This window comes from Burkholderia sp. AU45274 (genome assembly GCF_030482505.1).
GTDB lineage: Bacteria > Pseudomonadota > Gammaproteobacteria > Burkholderiales > Burkholderiaceae > Burkholderia.
The window spans coordinates 300,766-317,542 of sequence record NZ_JAUJQE010000003.1; the positions used below are offsets into that span (position 1 = coordinate 300,766).

Annotated in this window: 17 protein-coding genes; 6 read left to right on the top strand and 11 right to left on the bottom strand. The window is 66.5% G+C overall.

Going from position 1 to position 16,777, the window contains the following annotated elements; all coding sequences use genetic code 11:
- Nucleotides 1–4 precede the first annotated feature (4 nt).
- The 9 genes from QZM35_RS14165 to QZM35_RS14205 all read right to left on the bottom strand — a co-directional run bounded on the left by QZM35_RS14165 (nucleotide 5) and on the right by QZM35_RS14205 (nucleotide 7,350).
- Complete coding sequence (locus QZM35_RS14165; RefSeq protein ID WP_089433730.1) at nucleotides 5–1,276, bottom strand: pilus assembly protein TadG-related protein; 1,272 nt, start codon at nucleotides 1,274–1,276, stop codon at nucleotides 5–7.
- A gap of 25 nt (nucleotides 1,277–1,301) precedes the next feature.
- Entirely contained in the window at nucleotides 1,302–1,604 is a 303-nt protein-coding gene (locus QZM35_RS14170; protein ID WP_089429724.1) for a hypothetical protein, read from the bottom strand.
- 20 nt (nucleotides 1,605–1,624) lie between these two features.
- Nucleotides 1,625–3,553: a type II and III secretion system protein family protein gene (locus QZM35_RS14175; protein WP_174970575.1), complete on the bottom strand. Its 1,929-nt coding sequence runs from the start codon at nucleotides 3,551–3,553 to the stop codon at nucleotides 1,625–1,627.
- A gap of 99 nt (nucleotides 3,554–3,652) precedes the next feature.
- The gene (gene cpaB / locus QZM35_RS14180) at nucleotides 3,653–4,492 is read right to left on the bottom strand and encodes a Flp pilus assembly protein CpaB (protein WP_089429726.1); all 840 of its coding nucleotides are present in this window, start codon (nucleotides 4,490–4,492) and stop codon (nucleotides 3,653–3,655) included.
- Between the two features lie 35 nt (nucleotides 4,493–4,527).
- Nucleotides 4,528–5,928: an ATP-binding protein gene (locus QZM35_RS14185; RefSeq protein WP_174970573.1), complete on the bottom strand. Its 1,401-nt coding sequence runs from the start codon at nucleotides 5,926–5,928 to the stop codon at nucleotides 4,528–4,530.
- Nucleotides 5,929–5,960: 32 nt separating this feature from the next.
- On the bottom strand, nucleotides 5,961–6,500 hold the full coding sequence (locus QZM35_RS14190; protein ID WP_301776181.1) for a prepilin peptidase: 540 nt from the start codon (nucleotides 6,498–6,500) through the stop codon (nucleotides 5,961–5,963).
- A gap of 36 nt (nucleotides 6,501–6,536) precedes the next feature.
- Nucleotides 6,537–6,743: a Flp family type IVb pilin gene (locus QZM35_RS14195; protein ID WP_089429729.1), complete on the bottom strand. Its 207-nt coding sequence runs from the start codon at nucleotides 6,741–6,743 to the stop codon at nucleotides 6,537–6,539.
- Between the two features lie 82 nt (nucleotides 6,744–6,825).
- On the bottom strand, nucleotides 6,826–7,017 hold the full coding sequence (locus tag QZM35_RS14200) for a Flp family type IVb pilin (protein WP_089429730.1): 192 nt from the start codon (nucleotides 7,015–7,017) through the stop codon (nucleotides 6,826–6,828).
- 141 nt (nucleotides 7,018–7,158) lie between these two features.
- Nucleotides 7,159–7,350 (bottom strand): Flp family type IVb pilin, encoded by a 192-nt coding sequence (locus QZM35_RS14205; RefSeq protein ID WP_039355485.1) that lies wholly within the window; start codon nucleotides 7,348–7,350, stop codon nucleotides 7,159–7,161.
- A gap of 1,051 nt (nucleotides 7,351–8,401) precedes the next feature.
- On the opposite strand from QZM35_RS14205, the gene QZM35_RS14210 reads away from it, so the two are divergent.
- The 6 genes from QZM35_RS14210 to QZM35_RS14235 all read left to right on the top strand — a co-directional run bounded on the left by QZM35_RS14210 (nucleotide 8,402) and on the right by QZM35_RS14235 (nucleotide 14,244).
- Nucleotides 8,402–9,640 (top strand): glycosyltransferase family 87 protein, encoded by a 1,239-nt coding sequence (locus QZM35_RS14210; protein ID WP_301776326.1) that lies wholly within the window; start codon nucleotides 8,402–8,404, stop codon nucleotides 9,638–9,640.
- Complete coding sequence (locus tag QZM35_RS14215; RefSeq protein ID WP_301776182.1) at nucleotides 9,637–11,016, top strand: glycosyltransferase family 87 protein; 1,380 nt, start codon at nucleotides 9,637–9,639, stop codon at nucleotides 11,014–11,016. Before QZM35_RS14210 ends, QZM35_RS14215 begins: the two co-directional genes overlap by 4 nt.
- Before the next feature lie 24 nt (nucleotides 11,017–11,040).
- Nucleotides 11,041–12,084: a glycosyltransferase family 2 protein gene (locus QZM35_RS14220; protein ID WP_301776183.1), complete on the top strand. Its 1,044-nt coding sequence runs from the start codon at nucleotides 11,041–11,043 to the stop codon at nucleotides 12,082–12,084.
- 15 nt (nucleotides 12,085–12,099) lie between these two features.
- Nucleotides 12,100–12,483 carry a GtrA family protein gene (locus tag QZM35_RS14225; RefSeq protein ID WP_301776184.1) on the top strand — a complete coding sequence of 128 codons (384 nt, stop codon included), beginning with the start codon at nucleotides 12,100–12,102 and terminating at the stop codon, nucleotides 12,481–12,483.
- Between the two features lie 301 nt (nucleotides 12,484–12,784).
- Nucleotides 12,785–13,288 (top strand): inclusion body family protein, encoded by a 504-nt coding sequence (locus QZM35_RS14230; RefSeq protein WP_011349899.1) that lies wholly within the window; start codon nucleotides 12,785–12,787, stop codon nucleotides 13,286–13,288.
- A 65-nt stretch (nucleotides 13,289–13,353) separates the two neighbouring features.
- Entirely contained in the window at nucleotides 13,354–14,244 is an 891-nt protein-coding gene (locus QZM35_RS14235) for an AidA/PixA family protein (protein WP_301776185.1), read from the top strand.
- Between the two features lie 28 nt (nucleotides 14,245–14,272).
- Here the strand turns inward: QZM35_RS14235 and QZM35_RS14240 are convergent, their stop codons facing one another.
- Together QZM35_RS14240 and QZM35_RS14245 are read right to left on the bottom strand one after the other, a co-directional pair.
- Complete coding sequence (locus QZM35_RS14240; RefSeq protein ID WP_089433741.1) at nucleotides 14,273–15,211, bottom strand: ABC transporter substrate-binding protein; 939 nt, start codon at nucleotides 15,209–15,211, stop codon at nucleotides 14,273–14,275.
- A 99-nt stretch (nucleotides 15,212–15,310) separates the two neighbouring features.
- A complete protein-coding gene (locus QZM35_RS14245; RefSeq protein WP_301776186.1) occupies nucleotides 15,311–16,429 on the bottom strand; it encodes a TauD/TfdA family dioxygenase in 1,119 nt (372 codons plus the stop codon).
- Between the last annotated feature and the right edge of the window lie 348 nt (nucleotides 16,430–16,777).

The window sequence follows — 16,777 nt, forward strand, 5'->3', positions numbered from 1 at the left end:
TCCGCTATTGAACGAGCATCGGGACCTGGGTCCCGGACGCGCTGCCGCTGCCCGGCAAGCCGTGCGTCGCGCACGGATTGTTGCCGGAGACCGACGAGCCGAGGTATTCGAGGTGCGCGACGATCGCGCCGCTGCCGGAGCTGAACGGCAGCGGATCGAGCATCAGCACGCAGTCCCATTGCGTGACGTGCACCTTGCCGCTGCTGCCCTTCAGCGTCGAACAGTCGCCTTCCGGCGCGAGCGCGACACGGCGGTCGCTGCCGTAAGTCTGGTAGTTGCTCGCCGTCGCGGTGCCGTTGGTGTTGATCCCGCTGCCGGTCGGCGGCGCGCCGTCGCCCTGGTAGGACTTGAAGGCTGCGCGGTCGGCCACGAACTGCGTGTACGCGTCGCCCTTGATGCCCGCCGTTCCGGGCGGCCCGTAGTTCGGGCCGACATATGCATAGCCGGTGAAGTCGGGCTGGCCGCTCGAGCCGTTCGCGCCGTTCGTATAGATGCCGAAGCGCGTGTTCCAGGCGCGCAGCGACGCCGACTTCAGGCCCGTGGTGGCGAGATCCGGCGGACTCGTGATGTTGCAGGTATTGCCCGACAGCTCGCTCGCGAGGGTCGGTTCGTTCGTCGAGCCGTCGAGCGCCGCCCAGCCGAAGTTGCCCGGCCCGTAGGTCGACGACGACCCGGACGGCGACGAGATCCAGTCGCCGACCTTGTAGGCCGGATCGGACGGGCCGCGACACACGAACACCGGAATCGCGCAGGTCGTCTGCCCGCCGCCGACGGTGGCGATCGCGCTGGCCGACACCTCCGCCGCGTTCGCGAGCTTCGTGCCCGGCAGCACGTTCAGTATCTCGATGAACCAGTGCGCGATGTTGCTCAACGTGGCGGTGCACTGCACGTACTTGATGTTCGCCGGCTTCGTGACCGAGTTCTTCGTCTGGAACGCGTTGGACAGCGAGTCGCTGAACGTGACGTTCGCGTTCGTCGACATCTGCACCGACTTGTTCTGGAAGAACACGAAGTTCAGGTGGCCGGCGGCGATGCCGTCCGCCTCGGCCACCGACAGGCTGATGGCCGAGGTCAGGTCACGCGCGGCCGACAGCGCGCAGGCATCGGCGCTGTTCTGCAGTTCGCTGCGCGTGACGTACAGCTTGCCGAGATCCAGCGCGAGGCCGACGAACCCGATCATCACCGCCAGTGCGAGACCGACGATGATCGCGACGGCACCGCGCTGGCGATGCAGGCTGCGACGCATGACTTTCGGATGGCGAGCTGCGCTGTTCATGGCGTTCTCCCTGAGCGTGCCGTCGTTACTGGGTGGACTTGCCGATGCCGATCACGAACGCATTGGCGGGCGGCACGGTCTGCTTGAACGACTTGTCGTAGTTGTCGAGCGCGGCCGCGGCGGCAGCGCCGTCGACCCCCGGCGCCGACACCGAGGCCGCGTGGTCGGCGGCATGCGGGTCGATGATCTGGGCCTGGGTCACGGCGCGGACCGAATCGCCGAAGCGGGTGTCCCACACCGGGGTCGACGACATGCAGCCGGCAAGCGCGAACGCGAGCGGTGCGGCGAGCGCCACGCGGCGCACGATGACGAGGTAGGCGGATTTCATGAGCGTCCCCTTGGATGGCTTCAACGATCGGTGGATTCGGGTGCCGCGCTCACGCGCACGACCTGCTGCGCATGGGCCGCCGCCGGTGTCCGGCGCTTCGGCTGCCCCGCGGGCTGGGCCGGCGTGTCGGAACCGGCCGCCGCAAGACGGGCGGCGGCGGCTTCGATACGCGCGATGCGGGCCGCGTTGGCGGATTCGTGCTGCGAGACGGCGGCGGCAACCGGTGCAGGCGTCTTCTGCGGCTCGGCCGGCGCCGGCGGCTGCGCGTCCGTCCCCTGCGGCGCGCGCGGCGCGGGCAGCGCGGCGGCCGGGGCGGCGGGCGCTTCCGATTGCGGTGCCGGTGCGGGGGCCGGTGCCTGGGCCGGGGTCTGCGGTGCGGCTGCCGCGCCGTTCGCCGGTTGGGCGCCGTGCTTGCGAACACCGCCGCGGCCTTCCATGTTGCCGGTCGCATACACGTCGACTTCGTTCGGCTTCGAGAAGCTGTCGGTCGGCAACGGCACGTCGGCGGTCTGCAGCGGCTTCACCAGGTGCGGCGTGATCACGAAGATCAGCTCGGTGCGGTCCTGCTGAAACGATGTACTGCGGAGCAGCGCGCCGAGCACGGGAATTTCGCCGACACCGGGGAGCGCCTTCAGCGCGCCGGTCCCGTTGTCCTTGATCAGCCCGCCGATCGCGAACGTTTCGCCGTCGCCCATCTGCACCGTCGTCGATGCGCGCCGCGTCGTGATCAGCGGCAGGATCGACGTGCCGCCGATGTTGGACGCGCTCAGCGTGACGCCCGTCTGCGACAGCTCCGACACTTCCGGTGCGACCTTCAGGCTGATCCGGCCGTTGCCCAGCACGGTCGGCGTGAACTTCAGCGCGACGCCGAACTCCTCTTCCTGCAGCGTGATCGACGAGACGCCGTTGCTGCCGCTCTGCGGGATCGGGATGAAGATCTTGCCGCCGGCGAGGAACGTCGCTTCCTGGCCGCTGATCGTCACGAGATTCGGCTCCGCGAGGATCTTGACCATGTTGTCGGTGTTCTGCGCGTCGGCCGCGAGGTTGAACGGCTTGTTGTTCGCCTTGCTGAAGGCGATGCCGGTGGCGACGCCCGCGAGCAGGTTGCTGACCAGCGCGCCGCTCCACGAACCGAAGCCGCCCTGGATGTTGAGCGCGCTGCCCATCTGGTTGATCAGCGTCTTCGACACCTCGGCCACCTTCACCTCGAGCATCACCTGCTGCGGCGACGTGACGTTCAGCATGTTGAGCACCCCGCCCGCCTTGCCGCCGCCCGCCGGATCGCCCGCGCTGTCACCGTACGCCCGGGCGATCTGCATGGCCTGCTGCGCGGCCATCGAGCTCGACACGGTGCCCGCCAGCACGATCGTGCCGGCGGCGGTCGACACGTGGATGTCGCGCTCGCTCGGCATCAGCTGCATCAGCGACGCCTGCAGGCCGCCGGCATCCGCGCCGACCGCGACGTCGATCACGCGGCATGCCCCGCTCTTGCCTTGCACGATCATGTTGGTCGTGCCGACCGCGAGCCCGAGGATGTACAGCGTCTGCGGCGACACCATCGTGGCCTGCGCGACGGCCGGATTGCCGATCGTCCGATTACGGACCGGCTCCGGCATCGGCACCAGCAGCGACTTGCCGAGCGGCACGCTGACACTGGTCGATTCGCGCACGGCGCCGACGCAGTTCGGCCCGCGCAGCGGCCCCGCCGCTGCGGCGGGCGCGGCGGCCGCCACCGGCGCCATGCTGATCGTCATCTGCATCGGCCCCTTGCCGACCGCGGCCGGCGCGCTGGCGCCGCCCTTGGTCAGCGCGGCCGACTCGACGCCTTCCTGCGCGAGCGCGCCATAAACGGTCAGCCATCCTGAACAGAGGATCGCGGCCATCATCGTGCCCCGTGCGACGCGTGTCTGCAGTGGGCCGGTACCTGTGCATTGCGGTTTGATCTTCATTTCGTCTGATCCCCCGAGAGACCGGCGCCGTGCCGGTTATCGACTTCCAGGGCCGCCGCGCATTGCCGGCGGCCGTTTATGTGACTTCGATGAACTGATTCAGAAACACTCGACGCTGCCCTTCACGCCCGTCAGCACGCCGACGCAGTCGCGCCGCACTTCCGGCGCCGCGTGCGATGCGACGTGCACGCGCACCGTCTTCACACGGGCCGGTGCCGGCGGCGCTTCGGGTGCGGGCTCCTTGCCGAGCAGCGTCAGCTTGGTCGCCCCGTCGGTGTTCAGCGTCTTCTGGTCGACCTGGTTGCGCAGCACGAGCGACAGCGTGCCGACGCTGCGCGCGAGGTCGAGCCGTTCGGCCTGGTCGGGCGTGACTTCCAGCGTCACCGCGTTGACGACCTTCGGCGCCGTGTCGTCGCGGCTGACCTGCTGCGCGACGGCGAGCACGAGGATGTGCTCGAGCACGATCTTCGAGATGCTCTGCCCGTCGGTCTTGCCCTGTTGTTCCTGCGTGTTGACGATCACGTCGACGTAGTTGCCCGGCAGCGCGAAGCCCGCGACACCGACCACGTCGTTCACGCGCACCGTGATCGCGCGGCTGCCGTCGGCGATCACCGCGGACAGCCCGCCCTTCGTGCCGACCGGCGCGAGCTTCGACTCGATCACCGGCTCGCCGCGTGCGAGGCTGGTGCGCACGACGCGCCCTTCGAGCCCCTTCGTATCGGTGAACGCGCCGTTGGGCACGCTGCCCGAGGGCCAGCTGACCATGTGGATCTGGTTCGGCCCGAGCGGTTCGCCCAGGTTCAGATCGGTGTTGGCCACCGCGACCGGCGTGACCGAGCTCGTGGATGTCTGCACCAGCCAGTGGGACGCGAATACGACCGCGGCAAGACCCGCGACCATCGCGACGACCAGCATCATGACCGCTCGACTGTTTTTCATGGCAATGCTCCTCGACGAATCGTGAAAGAAACGGCTCAACCGGTGATGTAGGTGCGCCCGCCGCGCTCGACGGGCGGCGGATGGCTGCCGTCCCGTTCAGGCACCGTGCCGAAATAGCTCGCCCATGCGTCGTACAGCGCGTCGTGCGTCACCTCGGGCGGATCGCCGCGGTAACGCGCGCCGGCGGCCACGAGACGCAGCAGGTCCGCCGGGAAACAGGCGAGAAACGCCTTGCCGGTCGGCAGGTGCAGCCGATGCAGCAGGTAGTCGAATGCATCGCTCGCCGATACGAGTCCGAGCGATGCGCAGGCCGCGTTGTACACCTGGCGGTAGTCGTCGATCGACATCGCGCCGACGTGCAGCTTCGAGCCGAGGCGGCGCAGGAATGCGTCGTCGCCCAGCTGCTCCGGCGACAGGTTGCTCGAGAACACCGGCCAGACGTCGAACGGCATCACGAAGCGGTTGCCGGATTCGAGCGTCAGGAAATCGACGCCGCGATCGAGCGGACGCAGCCAGCGATTGAGCAGGTCGCGCGGCTCGACGCGCTGGCGGCCGAGATCGTCGACGACGTACATGCCCAGGTTCGCCTTCATGTGCGGCGGCGCCTGGTAGAAGCCGGCGGCCTCGTCGCGGCGCAGGTCGAGCTCGTCGAGCGTCAGTTCGCCGCCCGACATCACGACCGGCCGTTGACACAGGCGCCAGCGGCGATCGACCGACAGGCCGCCGGACGGCGTGCCCGCGTCGACGTGCACGAGCGGGTCGTAGATCTGGATCACTTCGCCGGCCGCGCAGATCGCGTGCGGCACCGGCACGCGGCCGCGCATCAACGAGCCGAGCCGCTCGGCGAGGAAGGTCTTGCCGCTGCCGGCCGGGCCGTAGATCAGCAGCGGACGGCCGGCGTTCAGCGCGGCCGCCGCCGCATCGAGCAGCGACGTGTCGATCACGATGCCTTCGAACGCCGCCCACACTTCGTTCTGGCTGATGCGCAGCTTGCGCACCGAATGCGCGTTCAGGCATTCGATATAGGCATCGAGCGTCACCGGTGCGGGACCGCTGTAGCTGCTGCGCGAGCGTTCCTCCAGCGCGAGCACGCGGCCCGCGTCGGTCAGGCGGAACGTCACGTCGAGATCGGTCGCACCACGGTGCGTGAGCTCGACGAGGTGCTCGCGCACCAGGAATGCGAAGACGTCGTCGAGCACCGCGAGCGACAGGCAGTGCCGTTCGACCAGGTCGCCGTATGACGGGCGGCCGAGCATCAGTGTCGACTTCAGCACGAGGCCGGCAACGAACGTCATGCTCAACCCGGTTTCCTCGAGCGAGCGCGGCGCCGCCGGCAACTGCGCGCCCAGCTTCGTATGCGCTTCCCGCGACGGCAACGGATCTGGCAGGCGTGCCACCTGTGCGTCGCGTCTCGGTTCGGTGTGATTCGTGTTCATGATCGTTGCGTCCTCGTTGCGGATGCGTCGCGCTATGCGCACGACACGAACAGCATGCCCAGCGTGCCGGCCGCGATCGCCACGCCGTACGGCAGCGTGCCGACCGATGCGATTTCGACGGGGCCGCCGGCGGTCTCGGCGCTCGCGCCTTGCAAGCGCCGCGCGATCAATACGCGCACGTTCGCCCACATCTGGCGCATCCGCCCGCGCAACAGCGCGAAGGCGACGGCGCCGATCCCGCCGGCCAGGAAGGTGGCCAGCACGATGTAAAACGTCATTTCCGCGCCGACCCAGGCGCCGATGGCGAGCATCAGCTTCACGTCGCCGGCCGCCATGCCGCGCAACAGGTAGAACGGCAGCAGCATGCCGAAGCCGGTCGCGGCGCCGGCGAGCCATCCGAGCGCACCTGCCACGACACCGTGCAACAGGCACTGGGCAACCAGCGCGCCGGCCAGGCCGAGCAGGACGAGACGGTTCGGAATGCGACGGGTCGCGATGTCCGTGCTGGCCGCGGCGACAGCAAGCAGCGTCACGCACAACGGAACCGGATAAGGCGGCGCAACAGGGAGCATGGCGAACCTCGCGGTCGAATCGGTGGAATCGGCGGATCAGGAAACCATTGCCAGCGCGGTGGCCACGGCGGCCGTCACGGCCGTCGCGATCACCTCGTACGTATCGGCAAGCGAGCCTTTCAGCGTGACGACGCTGCCCAGCACCGCAACGGCGAACATCGCGCCGAGCAATGCATATTCGGTCGACGTCACACCCTGCTCGTCGCTGATCCAGCGACGTACGACGCGCATCGTGGCTTGCATGATGGTCTCCGGTTCCGGGTCGATCAGATGACCGGGGACGGCTCGAGCGCTGCACCGGCCGAGCCGTCCGCGGCACGATCCATCAGATGGCTGCGACCGCCGAATCGAGGTCGTCCGCGATCGTGGTGAACACGGTCTTGAGGTCCTTGCCGACCGTCGACAGCGCGGCGATGATGCCGATGGCGATCAGTGCGGCGATCAGGCCGTATTCGATGGCGGTCACACCGTCTTCGTCGCGGAGGAAACGGCTGGCTTGTTGAATGAACTTGGACATGATGATCTCCTTGCGTAGTCACTTTCAGATCCCTCGCGTGCCGGCAGGATCGATTGATCCGGCATCGATACGTCGAGGCATGGTGTTAATGCCGTGTGGTGCCAACGAACGAATCGGACGAGCCGTTCGCCGCACCGTCCATCAAATCGCAGCAACGATCGAATCCAGATCGTCGGCGACCGTGCTGAAGACGGTCTTCAGATCCGTACCGACCGTCGTCAACGCGGCGACGATACCGATCGCGATCAGCGCGGCGATCAGGCCGTATTCAATGGCCGTCACGCCGCCCTGATCCTCGACGAGCCAGGCGATCTTCTCGATGATTCTTGACATGAGCATTCTCCTTTCGGACTGCTATGAAATACCCTTCGTCCGTCGGGACGTCGGGGGTGGGCACCACCGGCACTACTCGAAAAATCGGAATGCGTCGCTCAGCTGCGGGAGCGGGGATAGACACCCCTGTCCGTGCGAACGGGTATCAATGAGGCCGTGAGCGAGAGAGGCGTGTACGGTGCGACCGGCCGGATGAACCGGACGATCCGATCGACCCGAACGGCACGACTGCCGTTCGACGCGTGGAATCCTGTTGAACGGGAGACAAACTCCCGGAAAATCCGCAATGTGTCTTTAATGCGGTTTGCGATCCGCAATATGCTGTGGTCTTTCATTTTTATTCCCCAATGCTGCCATGCCGATTTCTTATTGCCCTGACGCTACCGGGTCTCATGGGTCATTCGACGAAGTCTTGCTCGGTTGATCGACCTGGAGCTGCGTGTTCCCCGTCGCGCTCCGGCCCTCCTTTCCGCAGGTGATTCCGCAGCGGATTCCGTCTGTCCTTTGCCGGAACCGCCCGGTCTTCACCTCGTCGACTGCCGTGCCAACGCTTACGCAAAGAGCAGGCCACCCCGAACGAAATCCAGGCGTATCAAGCGTTCCGGCGATGCCCGTCCATCCCGGCTCGGGGCTCGATGCGCGAAATGTTTCAAAATTGATCGATCCGCCCGCGCACGCGTTGCACGCCTGAACGCCGGTCGCCGCGCTGCAACAAGGGTCTCAATTTTTTTCTCGGGACTTTCCCGAACGCATCCGGCCGCTCGGGCGCCGCGGTATCGACGGCACGCAAACCCGGTAAAAAACCCGGAATGTTTCAAGCCAGATACATGAAATCCGGTCGCGCCGTTTTCTCATACGTGAAAACGCGGTTTTCACACGTATCGCTGAACAATTTAAATACCCGCCGTCCGTGCGCGGTTTGCATCGTGCGATTTTTTCTTCAACAATGAATTCACCGGACAACGCGATTTCAGCGCGATTCGATCCGCGGGCACGACAACATGAAAACGGCTGTGAAAGACCACGCAGCCTTCACGACAGACGGGGAATCATGTACACAGCCAACCGTGAAATCCGCGGGCGTGCAATACGCCGCATCCAATGGCTGACAGCCGACCGGATCATTCCGTACAGCTGCATCATGCTGATGCTCTTCACCGCATTGCTGATCGTGTGGGGGATCGTGACCGACGGCTTCACGTCGACCACCACGGTCCGCCCCGGCACCGACTTCTCGGTCTTCTGGACCGCATCGCATCTCGTGTTGCAAGGCCACGCCGCATCGGTCTACGACATTTCCTCATTCAAGCAGGCCGAGTTCGCGCACTTCGGTGCGTCTCTGCAGCACCAGCCGCTTCCCTGGCTCTATCCGCCGACGATGCTGCTGTTCATCGCGCCGCTTGCCCTTGTGCCTTTCCTGCCCGCGTATTTCCTCTTTTTGGCGGGCAGTCTTTTATGCTACGCGTTCGCAGTCTCGCGGTTGTCGGGATTGCGCGCGCATCTTCCCCACCCGCGCGCCGCCACGCTCGTCGTGGTCGCGTATTCGGGGGTGTGCCTGTCCGCGCTGTTCGGCCAGAACAGCGTCCTGACCGCCGGCCTCGCCGCGCTCGCGCTGCATCTGCTGGGCAAGCGCCCGGTCGTGGCCGGCGTGGTGATCGGATTGCTTGCGATCAAGCCGCAACTCGCCGTCGTGTTTCCGTTCGTGCTGATCGCGGCGCGGGCATGGCGCACGTTCGCGGCGGCCGCGCTGAGCGCGACGCTGTTCGCGGCGGCCGGGATTGCACTGACCGGCCCCGGCGCGCTGCACGGTTTGAGCCAGGCCATGTCGACGGTACGCGACATGCATTTCATGCTCGCGTCGTACTGGTTCGCGTCGCCGACGCCGTTCGCCGCGTTGCGGCTCGCGGGTGCGCCGGTGGCCGCCGCGCTGGCCGCGCAAGCGGCGGTCGCACTGATCGCGATCGCCGCGGCTGTCGATGTATGGCGCCGTACGCCCGACATGCGCCTGCGCGGCGCGGTGCTGGCGGTCGCCACGCTGCTGACGACGCCCTATCTGTGGCATTACGAACTGACGTGGCTCGGCATCGCGATCTTCTGCCTGATCGCGCACGGCCTCGACGAAGGCTGGCTGCCCGGCGACCAGGGCATCCTCGTGCTCGCGTGGCTGCTGCCGGTCTTCGAGATGTTCAACCGGTTGACGAAGCTGCCCCAGATCGGGCCGGTCGTGCTGCTCGCGGTGCTGCTCGTCGTCGTGCGCCGCGCGGCCCTCGCGTCACGGACCACGCCATGAAAGCGCCTTCGTTCGCCCGCCACGCGCATGCCGCCACCGACGTGCATCCGGAACTCCCGATCGCGGGCCCGCGCCGCTATCCGCACTGGCTCAATCGCGAACGCGTGCGCCTTTATGCGGCCGCCGTGCTGATGGCGGAACTGCTGTTCATCGGCATCTATTCGCTCCGCGTGGTCCTGTCGCACCACGGCGCACCGGAACCGCTGTCGCCGGATTTCTCGCCGATCTGGAGCGCGGCGTGGCTCGCCGCGCACGGGCACGCGGCCGATGCATGGCATTTCCCCGCGCTGCTCGCGGTCCAGAAGCTCGCGATTCCGGCGCTGAATCTCGCGGAAGGCACGCTGCCGTGGCTCTATCCGCCGTCCATGCTGCTGCTCGTGCTGCCGCTCGGCTGGCTGCCGTACACGCTGGCGCGCGTGCTGTGGCTCGGGCTCACGTATGGGCTGTTCGCGGCAACGATCCGCGCGATCGTGCAGCGCGATGCCGCGTGGCTGTGCGCGCTCGCGTTCCCCGGCGCGTTCCTCACGGTGATCGCCGGGCAGACCAGCCTCTTCACCGCGTTGCTCGCCGGCGCCGGCCTGCTTGCGCTGAACCGCCGCCCGGTGTACGCCGGAATCTGCTTCGGTTTGCTGACGATGAAGCCGCAGCTCGCGGTGCTGTTCCCGCTCGCGCTACTGTGCGCGGGTCAATGGCGCGCGCTGGCCGCGTGGGCCGCGACGATCGCGTGCAGCGTCGCGCTCTCGACCCTCGCGTTCGGGTTCGGCCCGTGGCTCACGTTCGCGCATGTGATCGACAACGTCTACGCGATCGTCGGTGCCGGCCAGGCCAAGTTCGTGCGCATGCCGTCGGTGTTCGCGCTCGCGATGATGGCAGGCTGGCCTGCCGTCGTCGCGGACGGCCTCCAACTGCTGTCGGCCGCGATCGCGTCGATCGCCGTCATCTATGCATGGCGCGGCGCCTGCTCGTACGCGCTGCGCGCCGCGACCCTCGCCTGCGCCTGCCTGCTCGTCAGCCCCTATCTGTACGACTACGACCTGACCGGGTACGGCATCGTGATCGCGTGGTACGCGCGCTATGCGTGGACGCACGGCTGGCGCCGCTTCGATCGCGAATGGCTGCTGCTGCTGTGGCTGATGCCGCTCGCCGGTCTCGCGGTCGTGCCGCATCTGTCGTTCCAGTTCATGCCGCTCGTCACGCTGGCGTCGCTCGGGCTGCTCGTCAGCCGGATCGCCCGGGAACGACACGACGTGCCGTTGATGCCGGACACACGCGACAACTCGACCGAAACCGCGTTCTCGCATCAGGCCCGAACGCACCACCGCCCGGCGTACGGAATGCGCCGCACCGGCCGACCGACCATCGGCGCGCAACGGTGAAACGACGTCACAAGGGGAATCATCATGCGGGAACCACTCTATACACCGCTCATCTCGCTGGTCGTGCCGTTCTATAACGAAGGCGAGGCCGTTGAGCACTTCTTCGACGTCGTGATTCCGCTGATGACGTCCATCGCCGCGATCCGTTTCGAGATCGTCTGCGTGAACGACGGCAGCCGCGACGACACGCTCGACCGGCTGATCCGGATCAGCACCGCCGAGCGGCGCGTGCGCGTGATCGACCTCACCCGCAACTTCGGCAAGGAAGCGGCGCTCACGGCCGGCCTCGACGAAGCGCTCGGCGACGCGGTGATCCCGCTCGACGCCGACCTGCAGGATCCGCCGAGCCTGATCCCCGTGATGATCGAGCACTGGCGCGACGGCGCGGAAGTCGTCGCGGCGAAGCGCAGCAACCGCGCGTGCGACTCGTTCGCGAAACGCACGGCGGCCGCGATCTACTATCGCGTGCACAACCTGCTGTCGGACGTGAAACTGCCGGAGAACGTCGGCGATTTCCGGCTGATGGACCGCAAGGTCGTGAACGCGCTGCGCAACCTGCCCGAGCGGCATCGCTTCATGAAGGGGCTGTTCGCGTGGGTCGGCTACCGCACCGTGATCGTCGAATACCAGCGCGACGCGCGCAGCGCCGGGCACTCGAAGTTCTCCGGCTGGAAACTGTGGAATTTCGCGCTGGAAGGCATCACCAGCTTCAGCACCGTGCCGCTGCGCAGCTGGACCTATATCGGCGTCGGCATCGCCACGCTCGCGTTCCTGTACGGCGCGTTCATCATCTTCCGCACGCTGCTGTTCGGCAATCCGGTGCTCGGCTACGCATCGCTGATCTCGGTCACGCTGTTCATCGGCGGGATCGAGCTCATCGGGATCGGTGTCGTCGGCGAATACGTCGGGCGGATCTACGACGAGTCGAAGCAGCGGCCCGTCTACCTGATCCGCCGCCGCTACCAGGCGCACGGCAAGGTGATCGAACTCCCGGTCGCGCGCGATGCGCGCCGCCAGATCGCGCGCCGGCGCGTGCAGCCGACCCGTGCGCGGATCGGCGCACGCTGACGCGCGCCAACGGCCATGATCGCCCTGCTCCATGCCGAGCGCACGCGGCTCGTGCGCTTCGGCGTGTCCGGGCTCGGCTCGACCGCGATCCACACGCTGGTGGCCGCGGCGCTGTTCGCGCGGTTCGACGCGACGCTGGTGACGGCGAACGCGATCGCCTTCCTCTGCGCGACGGCCTTCTCGTATCTCGCGAATACGCTGTGGAGCTTCTCGTCGACGGTGGGCACGCGCAACGCGGTGCGCTTTCTCGCGGTCACGCTGGCCGGCTTCGTCGAAACGATGCTGCTCGCGCGTGCGGCCGAAGCGCTCGAAGCTTCCCGCGCGATAAGCATCGTCGCGATCGCGCTGCTGGTTCCGCCGACCACGTTCGCGCTGCACCGGCTGTGGACCTATCGGTAAGCGATCCTTCCCCGCCCGCCGCTGTCGGACATCATCGGCCATTCGATTAACAGGTTCAATGTCGTTATATTTATGTAACGCGTCGAGCCGATTGAAGCCGATTTTAAAATTACCGTCCGAAATAATATTAATGCCCTGTTTACCTTTACAGCTTCCGGAATTAACCGAACGGGATAATCTGCATTCGCCATCTCGCCTGCACGTGCCTTGACCGGCACGAAGCCTTGCAGGACAAGGCGATGGCGGCCGCACGAAGAAATTCGCGCAACAATAAGTCCCATTCATTCAAACGGGAGCTTCTATGTCACGCGTCACTGATGTGCTCGTCTCTTTCGATACCGAAACCATTCTCAAAAAATATCCGAATCCCAGCAAGAACCCGGCCGCACCGACGCTGATCGATTGGCGCTATGTCTATATGGTGACCAACCAGGACAACGTCATCTCCGGGCAGGCAGGCGGCGAACTCGACCTGAAGGCGCAGGTCGGCGACCTGATCCGCTGGCGTGAAACGAGCCTGTCGCTGGGCTTCGAGAACCAGGTCGTGTTCTACAAGTTCGTCGGCAACGTCGGCAACGAACTGATCTCGACGCCGACGCCGCGCGTCGCGGAAGCGTCCATCCCGGTGCCGAACACCAGCAAGCCCGAGGTGCCGACCTGCCAGAAGGTCGCGAACTACTACTGGTCGTCGGAGTGCCTGAAAGTCGGCCGCGTGACGTACCACTTCCAGTTCCAGATCATCGATCGCAACTGCCAGAGCCAGGGCTGCTTCTCCTGGGATCCGTTCATCTCGATCCATAACTGATCGCGGCAGGCGGGCGGCCGCGCGGCGGTTGCCCGCATCATCCACTTGTTGCGGAGGAAGCGCTCATGTCTGGTCTTCGTTGCGATGCGCTGGTGATCGTCGACGCCGTCACGTTGCTGTCGGCCTACCCGGAGGCAAGCCGGGATCCAGCCGCGCCGACCGTGATCGACGGCCGGCATCTCTATGTGGTGAGCCCCGGCGACGCCGCGCCGCTCGGCCACAACGATAGCCGCCTCTTTACCGGCCTGTCGCCGGGCGACCAGCTGCGCCTGCGCGAAACCGCGCTGGCCTTGCGCGCCGAGGTAAGCGTGCTGTTCGTCCGGTTCACGTTGAAGGATGCGGGCATCGTCGCGCCGATCGAACCCGAAGTGCGCGACGCGGCCACGCCCGTGCCGAATGCCGACGACCTGCTGCATCCGCCGTGCCATCCGATGAAGGACCACTACTGGCGCAGCGACGTGCTGGCCGCGGGCGCCACCACGTGTACGGCCGATTTCGGCGTATACGACCGCGACGGCACCGTATCGGGCTATTTCCGCTGGGAAACGTCGATCGAGATCGCCGGAAGCCAGCCGGACACGAAGCAGCCCGGTTTCAAGCCGTCGTCGGATCGCAATGGCCACTTCACGCTGCCGCCGAATACGGCATTCAAGGCGATCTTCTACGCGAATGCCGCCGACCGGCAGGACCTGAAACTTTTCATCGACGATGTGCCGGAACCGGCCGCATCGTTCGTCGGCAACAGCGAGGACGGCGTCAGGATGTTCACGCTGAACTCGAACGGCGGCAAGATCCGGATCGACGCGTCGGCCAACGGCAGGCCATCCGCGACCGATGCGCGCCTCGCGCCGCTGTCCGCGGGCGACTCCGTCTGGCTCGGCTGGCTGGGTGCCGAGGACGGCGCCGATGCCGACTACAACGACGGGATCGTGATCCTGCAGTGGCCGATCACGTGAGCGCTGCAGCAATCGGCACACGGGCGGTTCAGGTACGCGGCAGCCCCGGCGGATTGGTCTGCGACCGCTCGATCGCTTCGGCGTCGAGGCTCCAGCGGCCGAGCACCTTCCGGTAGCTGCCGTTCGCGATCAGCGCATTGATCGCGACCGTCAGCGGATCGGCGAGGCCGCTGCCCTTGCGCGTCGTGATCGCGATGTCCGCGGTGCGCGGCCAGCCGCCGCTCACCGTGCCGATCAGCTTCGCATCGCCGCGCAGCGACGCCTGGTACGCGAGCATCGAATTCACGCTGAAGATCGTGTCGACGCGCCCCGACTGCAGCGCGACCCAGCGCTCGGCCGCATCCGCGTAATACTGGATCTCGACCGGCGCGAGGCCGCGCGCGACGTTCTGCCGGTTCCACTCGAGCAGGATCTTTTCCTGGTTCGTGCCCGAATCGGTCACGACGCGCAGCCCGGCAACATCTTTCGGCTCGCGGATCGCGGCGATCCGGCTGCCGTTCTTCACGTAGAAGCCGAGCTGATCCTTCCGGTAGGTCGAGAAGTCGAATTTCTCCTTGCGCTGTTCGGTCACCGTCACGTTCGAGATCACCGCGTCGACCTTGCCGGACTGCAGCGCGAGCGGCCAGTCGGCCCACGAAAGCGGCACGAGCTTCAGCTTGCGGCCGATGCTGTCCGCGACGAGCTGCGCGAGATCGGGATCGAAGCCGACCACCGTTCGCGCATCGGTCGCATAGGTGCTGAGCGGCGGCAGGTTCGGCGCGATGCCGATCGTCAGCGTGTTCGCCTCGGCAAACCGGAAGCCGGCCGGCAATGCCTGCTCGACCGCCGGGTTCACGGTGCCGCGCTGCCGGCCGGGCTGCTCTGGGCTCAGGTCGAACGTCGCGGCCTGCGCGGCCACGCTGCCGCCGATCAGGACGGCGGCCAGCACGCGAACGACGCGCGCAACGGGAAATGCTGTTCTTTTCATGTCTTCCGGATTCCTTTGTTTTTTTGATGACGCGTGTGCGGAACGCGGGCGGGCCGAACGATGTTCACCGCCCGTCGCCGCCTGGCGCTCCCGGCCCGCTCAGGCGGGCGTCGCTTCGAGTTCGGCCGCGGCCGCGCGTCGCGTCACCGGCTGGGCGACCGGCGACGGGCGGGTTGCTTGCGACTCGCCCGCATACAGCGCCTTCGGATCGAACACGCGCGCCTGCAGCGGCGTGAACGCACGGAAGTTCCACAGGCTGCGCGCGACGAACACGCGCTGCACCCAGCGGAATGCCCGGTCGTTCTCGTCGTATTGCGGATCGAAACTGTCGCGCGAATGCAGCGTGAAATGGTTGTTGATCAGCACCAGCTTGCCCGGTTGAACCTGCACGCCGAACGACACCTCGCGCACCGCGCGATACAGGTTGGCCAGCGCCTCCTGCGCGCGCGTGTTGACCGCCAGCACCATGTCCGGATAGAACGCGACCGTCACGCGCGGCGCATCGAGCGGCCCCGACAGCACCGCGCTCAGGTCGGTGTTGTCGCGCGGCGTCGGCGCGGCCCCGCGCCACCGGTACGGCACGCGGATGATGTAGTGCTCGCCGTAGAGTTGCGCGATATCGTCCGGCGACAGCAGCTGCAGCGCACGACGCGCATCGGCGAGCCGCGTGTACGGGCCGCCGCCGGCCTCGCTGCGCACGCCGAGCAGCAGCAACGCGAACGGCGACGTATCGCCTTCCGGCATGTGCGCCTGCGCGGCGTTCTCGATATGGAAATCGAGTTCGACCTCGGAGCCCAGGCCCGTATAGTCGCGCGCGGTCGCCTTGTGCGGCGTGAGGTTGTTCACGAGCTCGCGGCCTTCGTGCGCAATCGAATACGGCTCGCCGGCCAGCGTGCTCAACGCGACCAGCACGTTCTCGCTCAACACGCCGGCCTTGAATGAGCGGCCGGTTTCCTCGAACCGCGGGCTGCCCTTCACGTCGTCGTCGATCGGCAGGTTGTCGATCTCGATCAAGCCGTGCGCATCGGCGGTCGGCGCCTTCGCGCGATCGAACGCGTCGACGACCCGGTCGGGAAACGCGGTGTAGGCAAGCTTGCGCACCGCGCTGATGTAGCCCGCACCGCCGGCCGGATCATAGGCCAGTGCGCCGAGCGTCGTCCGGATGTGACTCGATTCCGCTGCCGTCAAAACGATGCGTGCATCTGCGAGATAGGTCATAGGTCTCTCGTATAAAGATCGGAGGTCGATAAGCGGTATGGCTCTACCGCCGCGCGTGGCCGTCCTCGGGGCCCGGCGCTCGACAAGACTAGGAGACCGTCATTGCATTGCGAAATGATATTAATTCGATTGCAAACAAAAAATTTCGATATATGTTCAGCAACGCGGCGAGCGGCGGGCCGCGTCGTTCGTGCCGTCGCTTAACACGAATGGTTGTTAAAAAATCGCTGGTTATTATTTGTATTCGCTAACGGGTCGATGCTAGTTTTCTGTCGGATTCGACGATGCGCCGGCCGTCGATCGGCAGCCGGCGCCCTTCCTCCGCCCCACGGAAACCCGTTAGATGAA

Coding starts and splice junctions, on each gene's coding strand:
- QZM35_RS14205 (WP_039355485.1), bottom strand. CDS start 7,350: ATGTCAAGAATCATCGAGAAGATCGCCTGGCTCGTCGAGGATCAGGGC.
- QZM35_RS14170 (WP_089429724.1), bottom strand. CDS start 1,604: ATGAAATCCGCCTACCTCGTCATCGTGCGCCGCGTGGCGCTCGCCGCA.
- cpaB (WP_089429726.1), bottom strand. CDS start 4,492: ATGAAAAACAGTCGAGCGGTCATGATGCTGGTCGTCGCGATGGTCGCG.
- QZM35_RS14230 (WP_011349899.1), top strand. CDS start 12,785: ATGTCACGCGTCACTGATGTGCTCGTCTCTTTCGATACCGAAACCATT.
- QZM35_RS14190 (WP_301776181.1), bottom strand. CDS start 6,500: ATGCTCCCTGTTGCGCCGCCTTATCCGGTTCCGTTGTGCGTGACGCTG.
- QZM35_RS14220 (WP_301776183.1), top strand. CDS start 11,041: ATGCGGGAACCACTCTATACACCGCTCATCTCGCTGGTCGTGCCGTTC.
- QZM35_RS14200 (WP_089429730.1), bottom strand. CDS start 7,017: ATGTCCAAGTTCATTCAACAAGCCAGCCGTTTCCTCCGCGACGAAGAC.
- QZM35_RS14225 (WP_301776184.1), top strand. CDS start 12,100: ATGATCGCCCTGCTCCATGCCGAGCGCACGCGGCTCGTGCGCTTCGGC.
- QZM35_RS14175 (WP_174970575.1), bottom strand. CDS start 3,553: ATGAAGATCAAACCGCAATGCACAGGTACCGGCCCACTGCAGACACGC.
- QZM35_RS14210 (WP_301776326.1), top strand. CDS start 8,402: ATGTACACAGCCAACCGTGAAATCCGCGGGCGTGCAATACGCCGCATC.
- QZM35_RS14195 (WP_089429729.1), bottom strand. CDS start 6,743: ATGCAAGCCACGATGCGCGTCGTACGTCGCTGGATCAGCGACGAGCAG.
- QZM35_RS14215 (WP_301776182.1), top strand. CDS start 9,637: ATGAAAGCGCCTTCGTTCGCCCGCCACGCGCATGCCGCCACCGACGTG.
- QZM35_RS14185 (WP_174970573.1), bottom strand. CDS start 5,928: ATGAACACGAATCACACCGAACCGAGACGCGACGCACAGGTGGCACGC.
- QZM35_RS14240 (WP_089433741.1), bottom strand. CDS start 15,211: ATGAAAAGAACAGCATTTCCCGTTGCGCGCGTCGTTCGCGTGCTGGCC.
- QZM35_RS14245 (WP_301776186.1), bottom strand. CDS start 16,429: ATGACCTATCTCGCAGATGCACGCATCGTTTTGACGGCAGCGGAATCG.
- QZM35_RS14165 (WP_089433730.1), bottom strand. CDS start 1,276: ATGAACAGCGCAGCTCGCCATCCGAAAGTCATGCGTCGCAGCCTGCAT.
- QZM35_RS14235 (WP_301776185.1), top strand. CDS start 13,354: ATGTCTGGTCTTCGTTGCGATGCGCTGGTGATCGTCGACGCCGTCACG.